Source organism: Streptomyces sp. NPDC051636 (assembly GCF_044453765.1).
In the GTDB taxonomy this organism is placed as follows: Bacteria; Actinomycetota; Actinomycetes; order Streptomycetales; family Streptomycetaceae; genus Streptomyces.
This window is the reverse complement of record NZ_JBITDA010000018.1, coordinates 106636-122115: the sequence shown is the minus strand read 5'-3', so window position 1 is coordinate 122115 and position 15480 is coordinate 106636. Positions and strand designations below refer to the sequence as shown.

The 15480-nt window shown below is 69.7% G+C and carries 13 protein-coding genes and 1 pseudogene; 3 read left to right on the top strand and 11 right to left on the bottom strand.

Annotated elements, in window-relative coordinates; genetic code table 11:
- Positions 1-41: 41 nt before the first annotated feature.
- The gene (locus ACIBBH_RS27845) at positions 42-905 is read right to left on the bottom strand and encodes an ABC transporter permease (RefSeq protein WP_399409163.1); all 864 of its coding nucleotides are present in this window, start codon (positions 903-905) and stop codon (positions 42-44) included.
- On the bottom strand, positions 895-1710 hold the full coding sequence (locus ACIBBH_RS27840) for an ABC transporter ATP-binding protein (RefSeq protein WP_399409161.1): 816 nt from the start codon (positions 1708-1710) through the stop codon (positions 895-897). The genes ACIBBH_RS27845 and ACIBBH_RS27840 overlap by 11 nt, the downstream gene beginning before the upstream one ends.
- Before the next feature lie 158 nt (positions 1711-1868).
- On the opposite strand from ACIBBH_RS27840, the gene ACIBBH_RS27835 reads away from it, so the two are divergent.
- Positions 1869-2561, top strand: a complete 693-nt coding sequence (locus ACIBBH_RS27835; protein WP_399409159.1) for a response regulator — start codon at positions 1869-1871, stop codon at positions 2559-2561.
- 45 nt (positions 2562-2606) lie between these two features.
- Here ACIBBH_RS27835 and ACIBBH_RS27830 read toward each other — a convergent pair whose 3' ends face one another.
- From ACIBBH_RS27830 to ACIBBH_RS27805, 6 genes are all read right to left on the bottom strand, one after another.
- Positions 2607-4199 (bottom strand): cation acetate symporter, encoded by a 1593-nt coding sequence (locus tag ACIBBH_RS27830; protein ID WP_399409157.1) that lies wholly within the window; start codon positions 4197-4199, stop codon positions 2607-2609.
- Positions 4196-4747 (bottom strand): DUF485 domain-containing protein, encoded by a 552-nt coding sequence (locus tag ACIBBH_RS27825; protein WP_399409155.1) that lies wholly within the window; start codon positions 4745-4747, stop codon positions 4196-4198. Before ACIBBH_RS27825 ends, ACIBBH_RS27830 begins: the two co-directional genes overlap by 4 nt.
- 69 nt (positions 4748-4816) lie before the next feature.
- On the bottom strand, positions 4817-5497 hold the full coding sequence (locus ACIBBH_RS27820) for a response regulator (protein ID WP_399409153.1): 681 nt from the start codon (positions 5495-5497) through the stop codon (positions 4817-4819).
- Entirely contained in the window at positions 5494-6645 is a 1152-nt protein-coding gene (locus tag ACIBBH_RS27815; protein WP_399409151.1) for a sensor histidine kinase, read from the bottom strand. Before ACIBBH_RS27815 ends, ACIBBH_RS27820 begins: the two co-directional genes overlap by 4 nt.
- On the bottom strand, positions 6642-7178 hold the full coding sequence (locus tag ACIBBH_RS27810; RefSeq protein ID WP_399409148.1) for a DUF1453 domain-containing protein: 537 nt from the start codon (positions 7176-7178) through the stop codon (positions 6642-6644). The genes ACIBBH_RS27815 and ACIBBH_RS27810 overlap by 4 nt, the downstream gene beginning before the upstream one ends.
- Before the next feature lie 480 nt (positions 7179-7658).
- On the bottom strand, positions 7659-9782 hold the full coding sequence (locus ACIBBH_RS27805) for a type IIA DNA topoisomerase subunit B (protein WP_399409146.1): 2124 nt from the start codon (positions 9780-9782) through the stop codon (positions 7659-7661).
- 444 nt (positions 9783-10226) lie between these two features.
- Here ACIBBH_RS27805 and ACIBBH_RS27800 point away from each other — a divergent pair, with 444 nt between their 5' ends.
- Entirely contained in the window at positions 10227-10457 is a 231-nt protein-coding gene (locus ACIBBH_RS27800) for a hypothetical protein (protein ID WP_399409144.1), read from the top strand.
- 132 nt (positions 10458-10589) lie between these two features.
- Here ACIBBH_RS27800 and ACIBBH_RS27795 read toward each other — a convergent pair whose 3' ends face one another.
- Positions 10590-11450 carry a serine protease gene (locus ACIBBH_RS27795; protein WP_399409142.1) on the bottom strand — a complete coding sequence of 287 codons (861 nt, stop codon included), beginning with the start codon at positions 11448-11450 and terminating at the stop codon, positions 10590-10592.
- A 406-nt stretch (positions 11451-11856) separates the two neighbouring features.
- On the opposite strand from ACIBBH_RS27795, the pseudogene ACIBBH_RS27790 reads away from it, so the two are divergent.
- Positions 11857-12473: pseudogene (locus ACIBBH_RS27790) on the top strand (IS30 family transposase); the annotation flags it as partial.
- A 106-nt stretch (positions 12474-12579) separates the two neighbouring features.
- Here the strand turns inward: ACIBBH_RS27790 and ACIBBH_RS27785 are convergent.
- Positions 12580-14121 (bottom strand): RNA polymerase sigma factor, encoded by a 1542-nt coding sequence (locus ACIBBH_RS27785; RefSeq protein ID WP_399409140.1) that lies wholly within the window; start codon positions 14119-14121, stop codon positions 12580-12582.
- Between the two features lie 389 nt (positions 14122-14510).
- Positions 14511-15398 carry a FadR/GntR family transcriptional regulator gene (locus tag ACIBBH_RS27780; protein ID WP_399409138.1) on the bottom strand — a complete coding sequence of 296 codons (888 nt, stop codon included), beginning with the start codon at positions 15396-15398 and terminating at the stop codon, positions 14511-14513.
- Positions 15399-15480: the final 82 nt, after the last annotated feature.

The following is a 15480-nucleotide window of genomic DNA, read 5'->3' as shown; positions in this document are numbered from 1 at the left end:
TTGGAGCGCCGGGCTTCACGGCGGCCCTCGGCGGACCGGGCTCAGCGGTCGGAGTTGGCCGGCCTCCACCGGAAGATGCGGCGCTCGGCGAAGGTCAGCAGTCCCTCGGCGACGAGTGCGACGACCGCCAGGATGACCATGGCGGCGTAGACGCCGGCGGCGTTGAACGTGCCCTGGGACTGGGCGACGAGCAGGCCGATGCCCTTGGTGGCGCCGATGTACTCGCCGACGATGGCGCCGATGAGGGCGAAGCCGAAGCTGACGTGGAGGCTGGTGAAGATCCAGGAGGTTGCCGACGGGATGACCACCTGAAGCGTCACCCTGCGATCGCTCGCGCCGAGGATCCGGGCGTTGGCGACCAGGTTGCGGTCGACCTCGCGGGCGCCCTGGAAGGCGTTGAAGAACACCGGGAAGAACACCAGCACCACGGCCGACGCGATCTTGGAGGCGGGGCCCAGGCCGAACCAGATCACGAAGATGGGGGCCAGGACGATCCTGGGGATGGAGTTGAGCACCTTGATGTATGGACCAAGGACATCGGCGAGGAAGGCGATCCGTCCCAGAGCGATGCCGAAGAGCACACCGGCGACCACACCGATGACCCAGCCGAGCAGCGCCTCGTGCAGCGTGTACCAGATCTGCTCGCCCAGGGAGCCCTGAGCGGTCCCGTGCATCACCCAGGTGGTGATCTGCTCCCATATCTTCGACGGCATCGAGAAGTTGAACGGATCGATGACCTTGGCCCGGGACAGCGCCTCCCACAGACCGAGCACGGCCACCAGGAGGAGCACCCGCGCGGCGGTGACGACCGCCTTGCGTCTGCGGGCGGCCTGGGCCCGCGACTCCGCGCGGCCCGGGACCTTCGCCGTGTCGACGACCGGCGTGCTGATGACCTCAGGCGACATTCGCGGCACCCCTCTCGCGGGTGATGCGGACCTCTTCGCCGAGGGACTCCCATATCTCGCGGTAGATCTCGATGAACCGCGGCTCCAGGCGCACCTGCTCGACCTTGCGCGGGCGCGGCAGGTCGATGTCGAAGACCTGCTTGACGGTCGCGGGCCCGGCGGTCATCACGACGACCTTGTCGGCCAGCGCGATGGACTCCTCCAGGTCGTGGGTGACGAAGACGACGGAGGCACCGCTGCCCTCCCACAGCTCCAGCAGTTCGTCCGACATCAGCGCCCGGGTCTGCACGTCGAGCGCCGAGAAGGGCTCGTCCATCAGCAGGATCTCGGGGTCGTTGACGAAGGTGGCGGCGAGGGCGACGCGCTTGCGCTGGCCGCCGGAGAGCTGATGGGGGTAGCGGTCCTCGAAGGCGGCGAGCCCGACCCGGGCCAGCCACTCACGGGCCTTCTGCTTGGCCTCCGCCTTCGGTACGCCGCGGAAGCGAGGACCCGCCATGACGTTGGACAGGACCGTCCGCCAGGGGAAGGTGGCGTCCTGCTGGAAGACGAAGCCGACCTTGTCGCCGACGCCGGACACCGGGTCCCCGGCGACCAGCACATCGCCCTCCGTGGGCTCCTCCAGGCCGCTGACCAGGGTCAGCGTGGTGGACTTGCCGCAGCCGGTCGGGCCCACGACGGCCACGAACTCACCGCGCCCGACGGTCAGATCCAGGTCCCGGACGGCCGTGTGCAGACCCCCCGACGGGGTTCTGAATATCTTGCTCGCGCCCCGCAGTTCGATGGCGGGGCTGGTGTCTGCGCTCATGGTCCGGGACGGTAGGTGTGGCCCGGGCCACAGCATCAGTCTTCTGATCGCATGCTGTTCTTTTGCTCGCTGGAGCCTGTTGTGCTCATTTTGCTCGGGATACAACAACGGAGCCGAAACACGGGCTCAACGCTCGTCGGCCTTGAAGGAGAGGCCTGATGATTGACGTCCTGGTCGTGGACGACGACTTCCGTGTCGCCGAGATAAACGCCAAGTACGTGGGAAAGGTTCCCGGCTTCCGGGTGGCCGCCCGCGCGCACTCCGCCGCCCAGGCACTGGCCGCCGTGGAACGCGGACCCATCGACCTGGTCCTGCTCGACCACTATCTGCCGGACCGGACGGGCCTCGAACTGGTGCACAGCATGCGCGAACAGGGGCACGGCGCCGACGTCATCATGATCACGGCGGCCAGTGACGTGACGACGGTGCAGAGGGCGATGCGCCTGGGCGCCCTGCACTACCTGGTCAAGCCGTTCACCTTCGCGGCGCTGCGCACCCGCCTGGACTCGTATGCCGCCCTGCGCCGCACGGTCGACCGGGTCGGCGGCCGGGGTCTGACGGGCCAGGAGCAGGTCGACCGGATCTTCGGCGCGCTGCGGACCGCCCCCGCGCCGTCCTCTCCAGGGCTGCCCAGCGGCCACTCGGAGCCCACCACGGACCTCATCTGCGGGGTCCTGCACCGCGCCGAGCATCCGCTGTCGGCCCACGAGGTCGCCGCCGAGACCGGCCTGAGCCGCTCCACCGCCCAGCGCTATCTGCGCCACCTGGAACAGGCGGGCCGGCTCCGCCTCTCCCTGAAGTACGGAGACACCGGCCGGCCGGAACACCGGTACGCGTGGGTGGCGCCGTAACGGTTCACCGGCCGGACCCGCGTTCAGCCCCGTCCGCCCACCGCTCTACACGGCCCCCGCCCCGGTCAGCGACCGCACCTCGGTCTCCGCGTACCCGGCCTCGTCCGGGGCCTCGGCCGAGGTGACCGTGCCGAGCCAGCCCGCCAGGAAGCCCAGCGGAATGGAGACGATGCCCGGGTTCTGCAGCGGGAAGTACTGGAAGTCGACGTCCGGGAACAGCGAGCCCGGACTGCCCGACACCACCGGGGACAGCGCGACGAGCCCCAGTGCCGGAATCAGCCCGCCGTATACGGCCCACACCGCGCCGCGTGTGGTGAAGCCGCGCCAGAACAGCGAGTAGAGCAGCACCGGCAGGTTCGCCGACGCGGCCACAGCGAAGGCGAGACCCACCAGGAAGGCGACGTTGAGGTCGCGGGCCAGCAGGCCGAGTGCGATCGCGACCACGCCGATGCCGACCGCCGCGGCCCGCGCCACGGTCACCTCGCTGCGCGGCTCGGCGCGCCCGCGTCGCAGGGAGGCGTAGAGGTCGTGGGCCACGGACGCCGACGAGGCGAGCGTGATCCCGGCGACCACCGCGAGGATCGTGGCGAAGGCGACCGCCGCCACGACCGCGAAGAGAACCGTTCCGCCCGTGGAGTCCGCGCCACCGCCCAGGTCGAGCGCGAGCAACGGAACCGCCGTGTTCCCGGCCGCGTTCGACCTGCGGAGCGCCTCCGGCCCGACGATCGCGGCCGCACCGAGCCCGAGGACGATCGTCATCAGGTAGAAGCCGCCGATCAGACCGATCGACCAGACCGTCGAACGACGCGCGGCCCGAGCGGTCGGCACCGTGTAGAAGCGCGACAGGATGTGCGGCAGACCCGCCGTGCCCAGCACGAGTGCGAGACCCAGGCTGATGAAGTCCAGGCGCGCGGTCCAGTCCCCGCCGTACTTGAGACCAGGCGCCAGGAAGGCCTTCCCGTGGCCGCTGCGCTCGGCGGCCGTGAGCAGCATCCGGTCGATGTCGCCGTGGAACCGCACCAGGACGAGCACGGTCAGCGCGACGGTGCCGCTGAGCAGCAGGACCGCCTTCACGATCTGGATCCACGTCGTGGCCCGCATCCCTCCCAACGACACATAGATCACCATGAGGGCGCCGACACCGATAACGGTCCAGGCCTGCGCCGCCTCGCCGGTCCGCCCGAGCAGCAACGCGACCAGGCTGCCCGCACCCACCATTTGCGCCACCAGATACAGAACGGACACGGTGACCGAGGAAGTTCCCGCGGCGATCCGCACCGGCCGCTCGCTCATCCGCGCGGCGATCACGTCGGCGAGGGTGAACCGCCCGCAGTTGCGGACCAGTTCGGCGACCAGGAACAAGACCACCAGCCAGGCGACGAGGAAACCCACCGCATACAGCAGACCGTCGTAGCCGAACAGCGCGATCAGCCCGGTCACGCCCAGGAAGGATGCGGCCGATACATAGTCGCCCGCGAGGGCAAAACCATTCTCCATGGGAGAGAAGAGCCGACCGCCCGCGTAGAACTCCTCCGCTGAGCCTCGCCGGTGCCGACTCACCCACGTCGTGATCGCCAGGGTGACGACCACGAACACGCTGAACAGCCCGAACGTAAGCGTCTGATGATGACCCGTCACAACCCACCGCCCCTGTTGCCGCGCGCCAGTTCCTGAGTGTCCCAGCGAAGTTCGAGGGCTGCCCGGTCCCTGCGCAGGCGCGCGTGCCGGGAGTAGGCCCAGGTGAACAGGAAAGTGGTGAGGAACTGCCCGAGCCCTGCGAGCATCGCCACGTTCACCGCGCCCGCCACCGGCCGGGCCATGAGGCCGGGCGCGGCCGTCGCGGTCACCACGTAACCCACGTACCACCCGAGGAAGACGACCACCCCGGGCACCACGAACCCCCGGTACCGGCCCCGTACCTCCTGAAAGGCAGCACTGCGCTGGACTTCGAGATAGACGTCACGAGCGTGATCCCCCGGATCCTCCTGCCCGGCGCGCGCGACCGGTACGGCGGCCGCGGCGGACAGACCCGTGCCGTCCAACTCGCCCCAGCCGGAGGCCAGCGCGTCGTACCAAGGGTCCTCGTGCCTCATGTCGTGAGGAGCCGGACCATGGCCGTCGGGGTTCTCGACCGCACTGTCCGGACCGCCCCCGTCTGGGCGATAACGACCGTTGCTTGACTGCATGTCCAAGGATGGACAGATCGGGAAGGTCCCCGACTGTTCTTCTCCTGGCTCTTCACCCCATCAGGTGACTCAACCCGCTGGTGGGCGCACCAGGCCCTTTCCGTACGCGTAACGGACGGCTTGGGCGCGGTCCTTGAGACCCGTCTTGGCGAAGAGGTTGTTGATGTGGGTCTTCACGGTCGCGGTGGAGACATGCAGCTTGCGGGCGATCTCCTGGTTGGTGAGACCCTCGGCGATCAGCACCAGCACCTCGGTCTCCCGAGCGGTCAGCCCGTCCGGTGCCGCGGCGGGTGCCGACTGCGGCTCGGGCTCCGACAGCCGCTCCAGCAAACGCCGTTGCACGCTCGGCGACAGCCCCGCATCCCCCGACAGCACGCTCTCCACGGCCCGCACGATCTCGTCGCCACCCGCGTCCTTGGTGAGGTATCCGCGCGCCCCCGCTCTCAGCGCGGGGAACAGCGACTCGTCGTCCGCGAAGGTGGTAAGCACGACGACCTGGGTCCCGGGGTACTCCGCCCGGATCCGCCGGGTCGCCTCCACGCCGTCGCAACGGGGCATCCGCAGGTCCATCAGTGCCACGTCCGGTGCGAGTTCGGCGACCAGCCGCACCGCTTCCTCCCCGTCGCCCGCGGCCCCGACGACCTCGACGCCCGGCAGCAGCCCGAGCAGCATCACGATGCCCTCCCGGACCACGGTCTGGTCGTCCACGACGATCACCCGCGCGGGCTTCTTCTCGGCCTCCTCCGTCATACAGGCACCTTCAGCGTCACCACGAATCCCTCCTCCCGCGGCCCGGCGTCGAGCGAACCGCCCAGCAACTCGGCACGCTCCCGCATGCCCAGCAGACCGTATCCCGCGCCCGCCCCGGTCAGTTCGCCCGGCGTTCCGCCCGAGTCGCTCACGTTCAGCGTCACCTGGTGCTCGCTGTAGTCCAGCCGTATCCGGACCTTGGCTCCGCGGGCGTGCTTGCGCACGTTCGTCAGCGCCTCCTGGGCGACCCTGCGCACGGCCTGAGACACCTCGGCGGGCAGCTGCCTGCGGTCCCCCGTGACGGTGACGTCGGCGCCGTCGGCCACGCTGACGAGCTCGGCCAGGAAGTCCTCCAGCGGTGTCAGCTCGCCGCGCAGCGCGGAGAGCGCCTGCCGGGTCTCGGCGAGACCGTCACTGGCCATTGCCCGCGCCGCCACCACCCGCTCGAGGATCTGCTCCCGGTCCACGCCCCGCTCGATCAGCAGCCGGGCCGCCTCCAGGTGCACGAGCTGGGCGGAAAGGCTGTGGGCCAGGACGTCGTGGATCTCCCGCGCGATCCTGGCCCGCTCCGCAAGCGCCGCGGACTCCGCCTCGGCCGACCGGGCGGCCCGCTCCTGGGCCAGCAGCCGCTGGGCGTTGCCCCGCGCCTCGGCGTCGAGCCGGAGCACATAGCCGGCGAGGGCCATGCCTGTGACGGTGGCCGCGGTGGTCAGCCAGACGTCGTTGTTGACCGCGGAGAAGGAGGCGAGAGCCACGGAGGCCACGGGAGTAGCCGCCCCGAGGGGCATCCGCTCCAGCGAGGAGATCGCACAGCCGCACCAGACGACGAGGGCCGGCCCGCGGAACCCGGTCCACTGAGCCACGACCGCCAGGCCCAGCAGCAGCGTGACGACCGCGAGCGACGTCCACAGCCGGTGCTGGCAGGTGGACCGGTAGAAGGCCCAGGAGAGGGCTCCGGCCAGGAGGATTCCGCCCACGGCCGCGACGGTTCCCCAGCCGTGCACATGGTGGTCGTCGAAGGCACCCCACAGCAGCAGGGCGAGAACGACCAGCCGTACGGCCCAGGCGAGCATCCGTCTCGGCCGGGAGACGCCCACCCGGCCGAGCGCCTCGCGGGAGGGCCAGCGCGTCCAGGCGTTGTCCGTCACACGCGCTCCTTCCACGCGGGCCGCGGCATGACGTCACCGTACGCCGTGGCCGGGCCTCGCGGCGGGCCGGCCGCCGTCGGCAGGGACTGCGCCCGCCAGACCAGAATCCCGGAGCGGACGAGCAGGGTGCCGGCGAGCGCGAGGAGCAGGGCGGAGCTGTCCGGGTGGACGCCGAGCAGCGCACCGAGGCCGAAGAGACCGGCCCGCAGGGCGATGCCGACGGTCCAGACGGCCACGCTCGCCTTGCTGCTCTTGCCCCACACGACTCCGTCCGGTTCCCGCCACATGCGGGTGGTCCACGCCCAGCCGGCGCCGGTGGCCAGGCCTATGAGCAGCTCGGTGGAGAGCAGCAGCACGGACTCGGTGCGTTGGTGCGCGTCGACCATGCCGGGCTCCCGCAGGGCCACGACCGTCAGAACCGCGGGCGCGAGCCACCACCGCCGGCCGGTACTGATCGCTTGGGCGCGGAACTGGCGCACGATCACCAGCACGACAACGGCCACGATCACCAACGCGTCGACGAGCCCGGGCATCACAGCCTCCGTGAGCGGAAGAGAGAGCCGGCAGCGAGCGCTGCCGACGCCTTCGAAGCTACGGAAATTCGCAGGTCAGCAGATCGGAGCCCGGGTGGATCCGCGGGTGGATCCGTACCCGTCGGCTGTCTCCACCCACGGGTGGAGAAGCAGCGGCGCAGTCGGCTGGGACGGGCATACACCGGGGCGGCCGGGGCCAGGCCGGCCGGGCCGGGCGGGGCAACGCCGTTCGGGCATTGCAGGCCCCGCCCCTGGCCCCGGCGTCTTGAATCAAGGCACCAGGAATCGGCCCAGCCCGAGCCCGCGTCGCCGAGTGACACAGGCCGGGCCCGCAGCGGCTCACCGGCCACCACCGGCTCGGCCAACCGGCCGGGACGCGGACGTGAGCGCCGCCCCGCCTCAGCCGTACCGCAACGCCCGCACTCCAGGCACCGCGCCCGTCCGCACGGCACCCCGCCCGGCCAACGCCGAGCGTAGCGCCTACGCGTCGATCCGCGACCGGTCCAGCGTCGCCGCCGAGCTCGAGATGAACTCCTTGCGGGGCGCCACCTCGTTGCCCATCAGCAGATCGAAGACCTGTTCGGCGGCTTCGAGGTCGGAGAGGTTGATCCGGCGCAGGGTGCGGTGGCGCGGATCCATCGTCGTCTCGGCGAGCTGGTCGGCGTCCATCTCGCCCAGACCCTTGTAGCGCTGGATGGAGTCCTTGTACCGGACGCCCTTGCTCTGGAACTCCATGAGCTTGTCGCGCAGCTCACGGTCCGAGTACGTGTAGACGTACTTGTCCTGGCCCTTCTTCGGCTGGACGAGCTCGATGCGGTGCAGCGGCGGCACCGCCGCGAACACCCGGCCGGCCTCGACCATGGGCCGCATGTAGCGCTGGAAGAGCGTCAGCAGCAGACAGCGGATGTGGGAACCGTCCACGTCGGCGTCGGTCATCATGATGATCTTGCCGTAGCGGGCCGCGTCGAGGTCGAAGGTCCGGCCCGACCCCGCCCCTATGACCTGGATGATCGCGCCGCACTCGGCGTTCTTCAGCATGTCGGTCACGGACGACTTCTGGACGTTGAGGATCTTGCCGCGGATCGGCAGCAGCGCCTGGAACTCGGAGTTCCGGGCGAGCTTCGCCGTACCGAGCGCGGAGTCGCCCTCGACGATGAACAGCTCGCTGCGGTCCACGTCGTCGCTGCGGCAGTCGGCGAGCTTGGCGGGCAGCGAGGAGGACTCCAGGGCCGTCTTCCTGCGCTGTGCGTCCTTGTGCTGGCGGGCCGCGATGCGCGTACGGGCGGCGGCGACCGCCTTCTCCAGGACCACCCGGGCCTGGGCGGCGGCGTCGCGCTTGGAGGACGTCAGGAACGCCTTGAGCTCCTTGGTGACCACGTTGTTCACGATGCGGCGGGCCGCCGAAGTACCGAGGACCTCCTTGGTCTGACCCTCGAACTGCGGCTCGGCCAGGCGCACGGTGACGACGGCGGTGAGGCCCTCCAGGGCGTCGTCCTTGACGATGTCGTCCTCGGCGACGCGCAGCAGCTTCTTGGCGCGCAGCACCTCGTTCATCGTCTTGGTGACGGCCTGCTCGAAGCCGGCGACGTGGGTGCCGCCCTTGGGGGTGGCGATGATGTTGACGAACGACCTCACGGTCGTGTCGTAGCCGGTGCCCCAGCGCATCGCCACGTCGACGCCGAGCTCGCGGGTGACCTCGGTGGGGGTCATCTGACCGTGGTCGTCCAGGACCGGGACGGTCTCCTTGAAGCTGCCCTGACCGGTGAAGCGGAGGACGTCGCAGACCGGCTTGTCGGTGGCCAGGTACTCGCAGAACTCGCTGATGCCGCCGTCGAAGCGGAAGGACTCCTCACCCTTGCTGCCGCCCTCGCCCAGGCCGTACTCGTCGCGGACGACGATGGTCAGGCCGGGTACCAGGAAGGCGGTCTGCCGGGCGCGCTGGTGCAGCGTCTCCAGGGAGAGCTTCGCGTCCTTGAGGAAGATCTGCCGGTCGGCCCAGTACCGCACGCGCGTGCCGCTGCGGGTCCTCGGGACCTTCTTGGTCTTGCGCAGGCCGCTCTTGGCCTCGAACTTGGCGTCCGCGCCGTTCCCGGCGAAGGCCCCGGGAACACCGCGCCGGAAGCTGATGGCGTGAGTGTGGCCGCCGCGGTCGACCTCGACGTCCAGGCGGGCGGACAGCGCGTTCACCACGGAGGCGCCGACGCCGTGCAGACCACCGGAGGCGGCGTACGAGCCCCCGCCGAACTTGCCGCCGGCGTGCAGCTTGGTCATGACGACCTCGACGCCGGAGAGGCCCGTCTTGGGCTCGACGTCCACGGGGATGCCGCGGCCGTTGTCCCGGACCTCCACAGAGCCGTCGTCGTGGAGGATCACCTCGATGTGGTCGCCGTAGCCACCGAGGGCTTCGTCCACTGCGTTGTCGATGATCTCCCACAGGCAGTGCATCAGGCCACGACTGTCGGTCGAGCCGATGTACATGCCAGGGCGCTTGCGCACGGCTTCGAGGCCCTCGAGGACGAGCAGGTGCCGCGCGGTGTAGTTGGAACCGTCCCGGTCTGCTCCTGCCAGCAGCGCTGTGGACGGCACGGACGTCTCGGCGGTCACGCGGTTCGCTCCTCGCTGAATTTCAGGTGAGCCCCTTTTGGGTAAGGGGCCGGCTTCGGTCGCCGCTCAGAGGGTACCGAGGCCTGGTAGAGCCGGTGTAACGCCACCCTCGTCATGAACTCAGACTAGTCCAGACTCGCATGCATGTTCGATCCCTCGATGGAGTGAAGCACATATCACGTTCCCTTCGAGGCATGAACCATTTAGGCTCCGGGCACGTCCTCATGAACAACCGGCAAGCCAGCCGGGAGGACGGACCTACTGACACTGACAGCGCGAACCCGTACACAAGACACGCAATACGGCACATTCGCCGCCAACCGGCAGCAGACAGCCGCCCTGGGAAAGATTTTTTTTCGAGGAAAAGCCACGAGCGGGAACGTTTTCGGGCTGGTTGGATGTTGACCCTGGTACGACAGCTCGTCGAGCTAGAGAAGAGGCGACGTGACTACTGTTCTGACCCCCGCGAGCCCGTTGACGGCCGCCGATCGCTGCGACCGCTGCGGCGCCCAGGCATACCTGCGCGTCGTCCTGCTCAGCGGCGGAGAACTGCTCTTCTGCGCCCACCACGGCCGCAAGTTCGAGCCGGAACTCAAGAAGATCGCCGCTGAGATACAGGACGAGACGGAGCGGCTGACGACCGTTCCCAACACTCCGTCCGAAGAAGAGCGCTGACATCTCGCACACGACGAGCCAGCCCCGGCACAGGCCGGTGAACGGGCGGCCGCCCCTGCTCCCAGGGGCGGCCGCCCGTACTCGTGGCTCGTCCGAGCTCGCCGCCGTGTCCGCGCGGGCCCACAAGGCCCCTCAGGCGCCTTTCTGCGGCCTCCGAGGTCCGCTGCCGCTCCAGTCCGGTGTGCGCACGATGTCGGACACCCTCGTGTAGACGCCGGGGCTCCCCGGCCGCCCGCAGCCGTTCCCCCACGACACCAGCCCGATCAACCGCCCCTGAGCGACCAGCGGGCCCCCGCTGTCGCCCTGACAGGCGTCCGGCCCGCCCATGACCTCGCCCGCGCACAGCATGGAGTCGGACCGGTACGCACCGTCCGGCCCGCCGGGATAGGCCTCCGCGCAGAGGGCGTCGGGCAGCACGCGCACGCGTGCGGCATGCAACTGCCGGGTGTAGTCGCCGGCGCCGGTCGTATCACCCCACCCGGAGACCACGGCCTCCGTTCCGGGCGCGTACGCCGGGTCACCCGCGGCCGCCATGGCGACGACCGAGCTCTGCGGCAAGGGCTTGGCCAGGGTCAGCACGGCGAAGTCGCCGGCGTTGGCGACCTCGTCGTAGCCGGGATTGACCCGCGCGTCGCGAACGGCGATCTCCTCACCCCCGGCCGACAGCAGGTTCGTACGACCGGTGATGACCTTGAGGTCGGGCATCTTGTCGGGGGGTGCCCCCAGGACCTCCTCGGCCAGGCAGTGGGCCGCCGTCAGCACCGTGGTCCGGCCGACCGCCACCCCTCCGCAGAACTGCCCCGCCCGCGTACCCCCGAACCGGTCACGGCTGGAGAGCGCCACCGTCCACGGGCTTTCGGAGACCTCGACCGGATACCCCCCCACGACAACACTGTCGGCGGCCACGGGGACCGCACTGGTCAACGGTATGGCGGCCGTGACGGCCGCCAGGAACAGCGGCCGGATCAACGCCCGGGTACAGACTCGACGCATACACGCTCCTCACTCTGCGTGGTGTTGGGACACCCAGAGTGATCCAGAGCGCCACGGCCCGCAGCACGAAGGCCCGGCTCCCGCACCCTTCCGTTCTGGTGGTCGTCGCAACGCCCCAGTTCCGGGGATGCGATGGACTTCAAGATCCGGGAGCTGCGGACCGTGGCTCAGGGCCGGAAGAAGCTGCTGCGTGAGCGGGAGGCATACTTCCAGCTCAGGCAGCAGGGCTTCAGCAACGAACAGGCTGTTCGACCGATGGTGCGCCTTCTGGCGCGTCCAGATACCTGCGCGAGGACGAGCGGATCTACATCGCCGACCGGCTCTGGTGGTGCCGCCTTCTGCTTGCGGTCGGCGCTGCGGCCGTTACGCCATCGGCGGCCGCTCTTCGTGTTGGATGCCGACGATCCGGCAAGAGCTGCGCCGCGAGCTGGCCAAGGCGCTCCGGACCGGCCGTGTGATGCGCAGCCCCGCCGCCTGGCAACAGCAGCGGCGGCAGCCCCGCTTCCGCGATCCCATGGTGATGATCAGGGAACGGCCCGCCGAAGCCGAGGACAGGGCCGTGCCCGGCCACTGGGAGGGCGATCTGATCATCGGCAAGGACAGCGCCTCCGCGATCGGCACGCTCGTCGAACGTTCCACCCGCTACGTGATGCTCCTGCACCTGCCTCATGGACCCGGCACCGAGCTGGTCCGCGGCGCCCTGGTCGAGACCGTCCAGACTCCCCCGCCACCTGAAACGGTCCCTGACCCGGGACCAAGGAGCTCAGATCGGCCGCCACCGCGGGTTCACCATCGCCACGGACATCCCGGTCTGCGTTCTGCGACCCGGCCGGCCCTGGCAGCGCGGCTCCAACGAAAACACCCACGGCCTGTTGCGGAAGTACTCCCCCAAGAGCACCGAGCTGTCGGTTCCACACACGCGAGGACCTGGACGCCGTCGCTGCCGAACTCAACAGCCGCCCACGCACAACACTCGGCTGGGAAACCCCAGCCGAGCGCCTGCACAAACTGCTCGCGGCCTGATCAACACGACCACGTGTTGCAACGACCCCTGGAAAGCACCAGCCGCGGGGGCGGGGCCTTCGACGTCCTGCGAGCGTGATCCGGTCGAGGCGGCGAGCTGGGCGAGCTAGTCGAGGTAGTCGCGCAGCACCTGCGAACGCGACGGGTGGCGCAGCTTCGACATGGTCTTGGACTCGATCTGGCGGATGCGCTCACGCGTCACGCCGTACACCTTGCCGATCTCGTCGAGGGTCTTCGGCTGACCGTCGGTGAGACCGAAGCGCATGGAGACGACGCCCGCCTCGCGCTCGGACAGCGTGTCGAGCACCGAGTGCAGCTGCTCCTGCAGCAGCGTGAAGCTGACCGCGTCGGCCGGAACCACGGCCTCGGAGTCCTCGATGAGGTCACCGAACTCGCTGTCGCCGTCCTCGCCCAGCGGGGTGTGCAGCGAGATGGGCTCGCGGCCGTACTTCTGGACCTCGATGACCTTCTCCGGGGTCATGTCGAGCTCCTTGGCCAGCTCCTCCGGGGTGGGCTCGCGGCCCAGGTCCTGGAGCATCTGGCGCTGCACGCGCGCGAGCTTGTTGATGACCTCGACCATGTGCACCGGGATGCGGATGGTGCGGGCCTGGTCGGCCATGGCGCGGGTGATCGCCTGACGGATCCACCAGGTGGCGTAGGTGGAGAACTTGTAGCCCTTGGTGTAGTCGAACTTCTCGACGGCACGGATCAGACCGAGGTTGCCCTCCTGGATGAGGTCCAGGAAGAGCATGCCGCGGCCTGTGTAGCGCTTGGCCAGGGAGACCACCAGACGGAGGTTGGCCTCCAGGAGGTGGTTCTTGGCACGGCGGCCGTCCTCGGCGATGATCTCCAGCTCGCGCTTGAGCTTCGGCGCCAGCTTGTCGGAGTTGGCCAGCTTGTCCTCGGCGAACAGACCCGCCTCGATGCGCTTGGCCAGCTCGACCTCCTGCTCGGCGTTGAGCAGGGGGACCTTGCCGATCTGCTTGAGGTAGTCCTTGACCGGGTCGGCGGTGGCGCCGGCCGCGGCGACCTGCTGCGCGGGGGCGTCGTCCTCGTCCTCGTCGGACAGCACGAAGCCCGCGCTCTCGGCGCCCTCGGGCTCCTCGGCGACCTTGGTGTCCTCGAGCACCTCGTCCTCGAGAATCTCCGCGTCGTCCTTCTTGGCGGTGGTCTTCTTGGCCGCCGTCTTCTTGGCGACGGTCTTCTTCGCGACCGCCTTCTTGGCGGTCGTCTTCTTGGCTGCGGCCTTCTTGGCGGGTGCGGCTTCCTCGGCGGGATCGGCGACGGCAGGGTCGGCGGGCATGGCCGGAGCGGCCGTGGTGGCGGTGGCCTTCCTAGTGGCCACCGTCTTCGCCGCGACCGTCTTGGTGGCGGTGCGCTTGGCCGGACTCTTCGCTGCGACGCTCTTCCGGGTCCGCTTGGGTTCCGCGGCACTGACCATCAGCGTCACACCCTCTTCCTCGAGGATCTGGTTGAGGCTGCGCAGTACGTTCTTCCACTGAGTGGCCGGGATCTGGTCAGCTTCGAAGGCCCGACGCACATCGTCGCCGGCGATCTGCCCCTCAGCCTTTCCCCGCTCAATGAGCGCCATGACAGAGACGGACTCGGCGATCTCCGGCGGGAGCGTACGGGATGTGCTGGCCGACACGAACAACCTCTCGGAACGTTGGAAAACGGCTTCCGGCCCCGTCCAAGACGGACAGGAGCCGACCGCCGGCTTGGAGATGGGCCGACGGCGCGGGCGGGGGCCGGGAAGATGCACAGCGCCTTGCATGGCGTCCGTATTCCCTCCGCGGCAGTCACCTCTTAGGTCATCGCGTTGTTCCCACGAGCGTTACGCCCAATCTGCGTGGCCCGAGTCACACCCCGTAAGCGCTTAAAACGGTCAGATATGGACAGATGAGGTCGCTGGTGATCACACCGCCGGACCGCGCCGGGTTCCAAGAGGACCCGGCACGGCCCGGCGGCAGACGGTTCCCGGGCCCGGCGACGCCACGAGAACGCGGCACACCACGACCCCACCGCCCGAGGTGCGGGTCAGTGCTCGCGCGGGGCGGGCACCACGCGCTCGACCTCGGGATGCACGGTGAGCAGTTGACGCATGGCCGCCTCGGCCGCCGCGCCGTCCCCGGTGCCGAGCGCGTCGACGATCCGCGCGTGCTGGGCGAGGGAGGTCTCGTTCGGCCGCTCGCAGCCGGTGACCGGGCCGCCGGAGACCTGGAGGGCGGCCGACACGATGCCGGAGAGGTGCTCCAGCATGCGGTTGCCCGCCATCTGGATCAGCAGCGCGTGGAACTCGGCGTCGGCGCGGGAGAAGGTGAGCGCGTCGCCCTGAGCCATCGCGTGGCTCATGATCTCGACCATGTCGGAGAGGCGCTGCTGGACGTCCTCACGCCCGTGTCCCGCGGCGAGGCGCGCGGCGAGCGGCTCGATCGTCCACCGCAGCTCGCTCAGCTCGCGCCGCTGGTCGTCCCGCTGTGGCCCGAAGGCGCGCCATTCGATGATGTCCGGGTCGAGGAGGTTCCAGTCGCTGACGGGACGCACGCGCGTGCCGACGTTCGGGCGGGCGCTGACGAGCCCCTTGGCCTCCAGGACGCGGAGGGACTCGCGGACGACGGTGCGGGAGACCTCGAAGCGCTGGCCGATCTCCTCGGGCACCAGCGGGCGGTCCGCGCCCAGGTCCCCCGAGACGATCATCTGGCCCAGCTGCTGGACGAGCTGGCCGTGCAGTCCGCGGCCGCGGCTGCCCGCGGCTCGTCGGCCCACACGGCCCAGTTCGGGGTCCGCGCCCTCCCAGACGGGCGTTCCCACGCGGTCGGCGCCGGGGGCCTCGGCGTAGGGGTAGCGGTCGAGTTCGCCCGGGCCGGTCAGACCTGAGTCGGCGGAGCGGGCGGCGGTCATCATGGTGTGCGCAAGGGTACTCACGGATCCTTTGTCGGCGCCGTCTCCAACTCCCTTGAGGTCTTTGGTGAAAAGCACACGAAAGGGTGATCGCTCACGCCGTCGC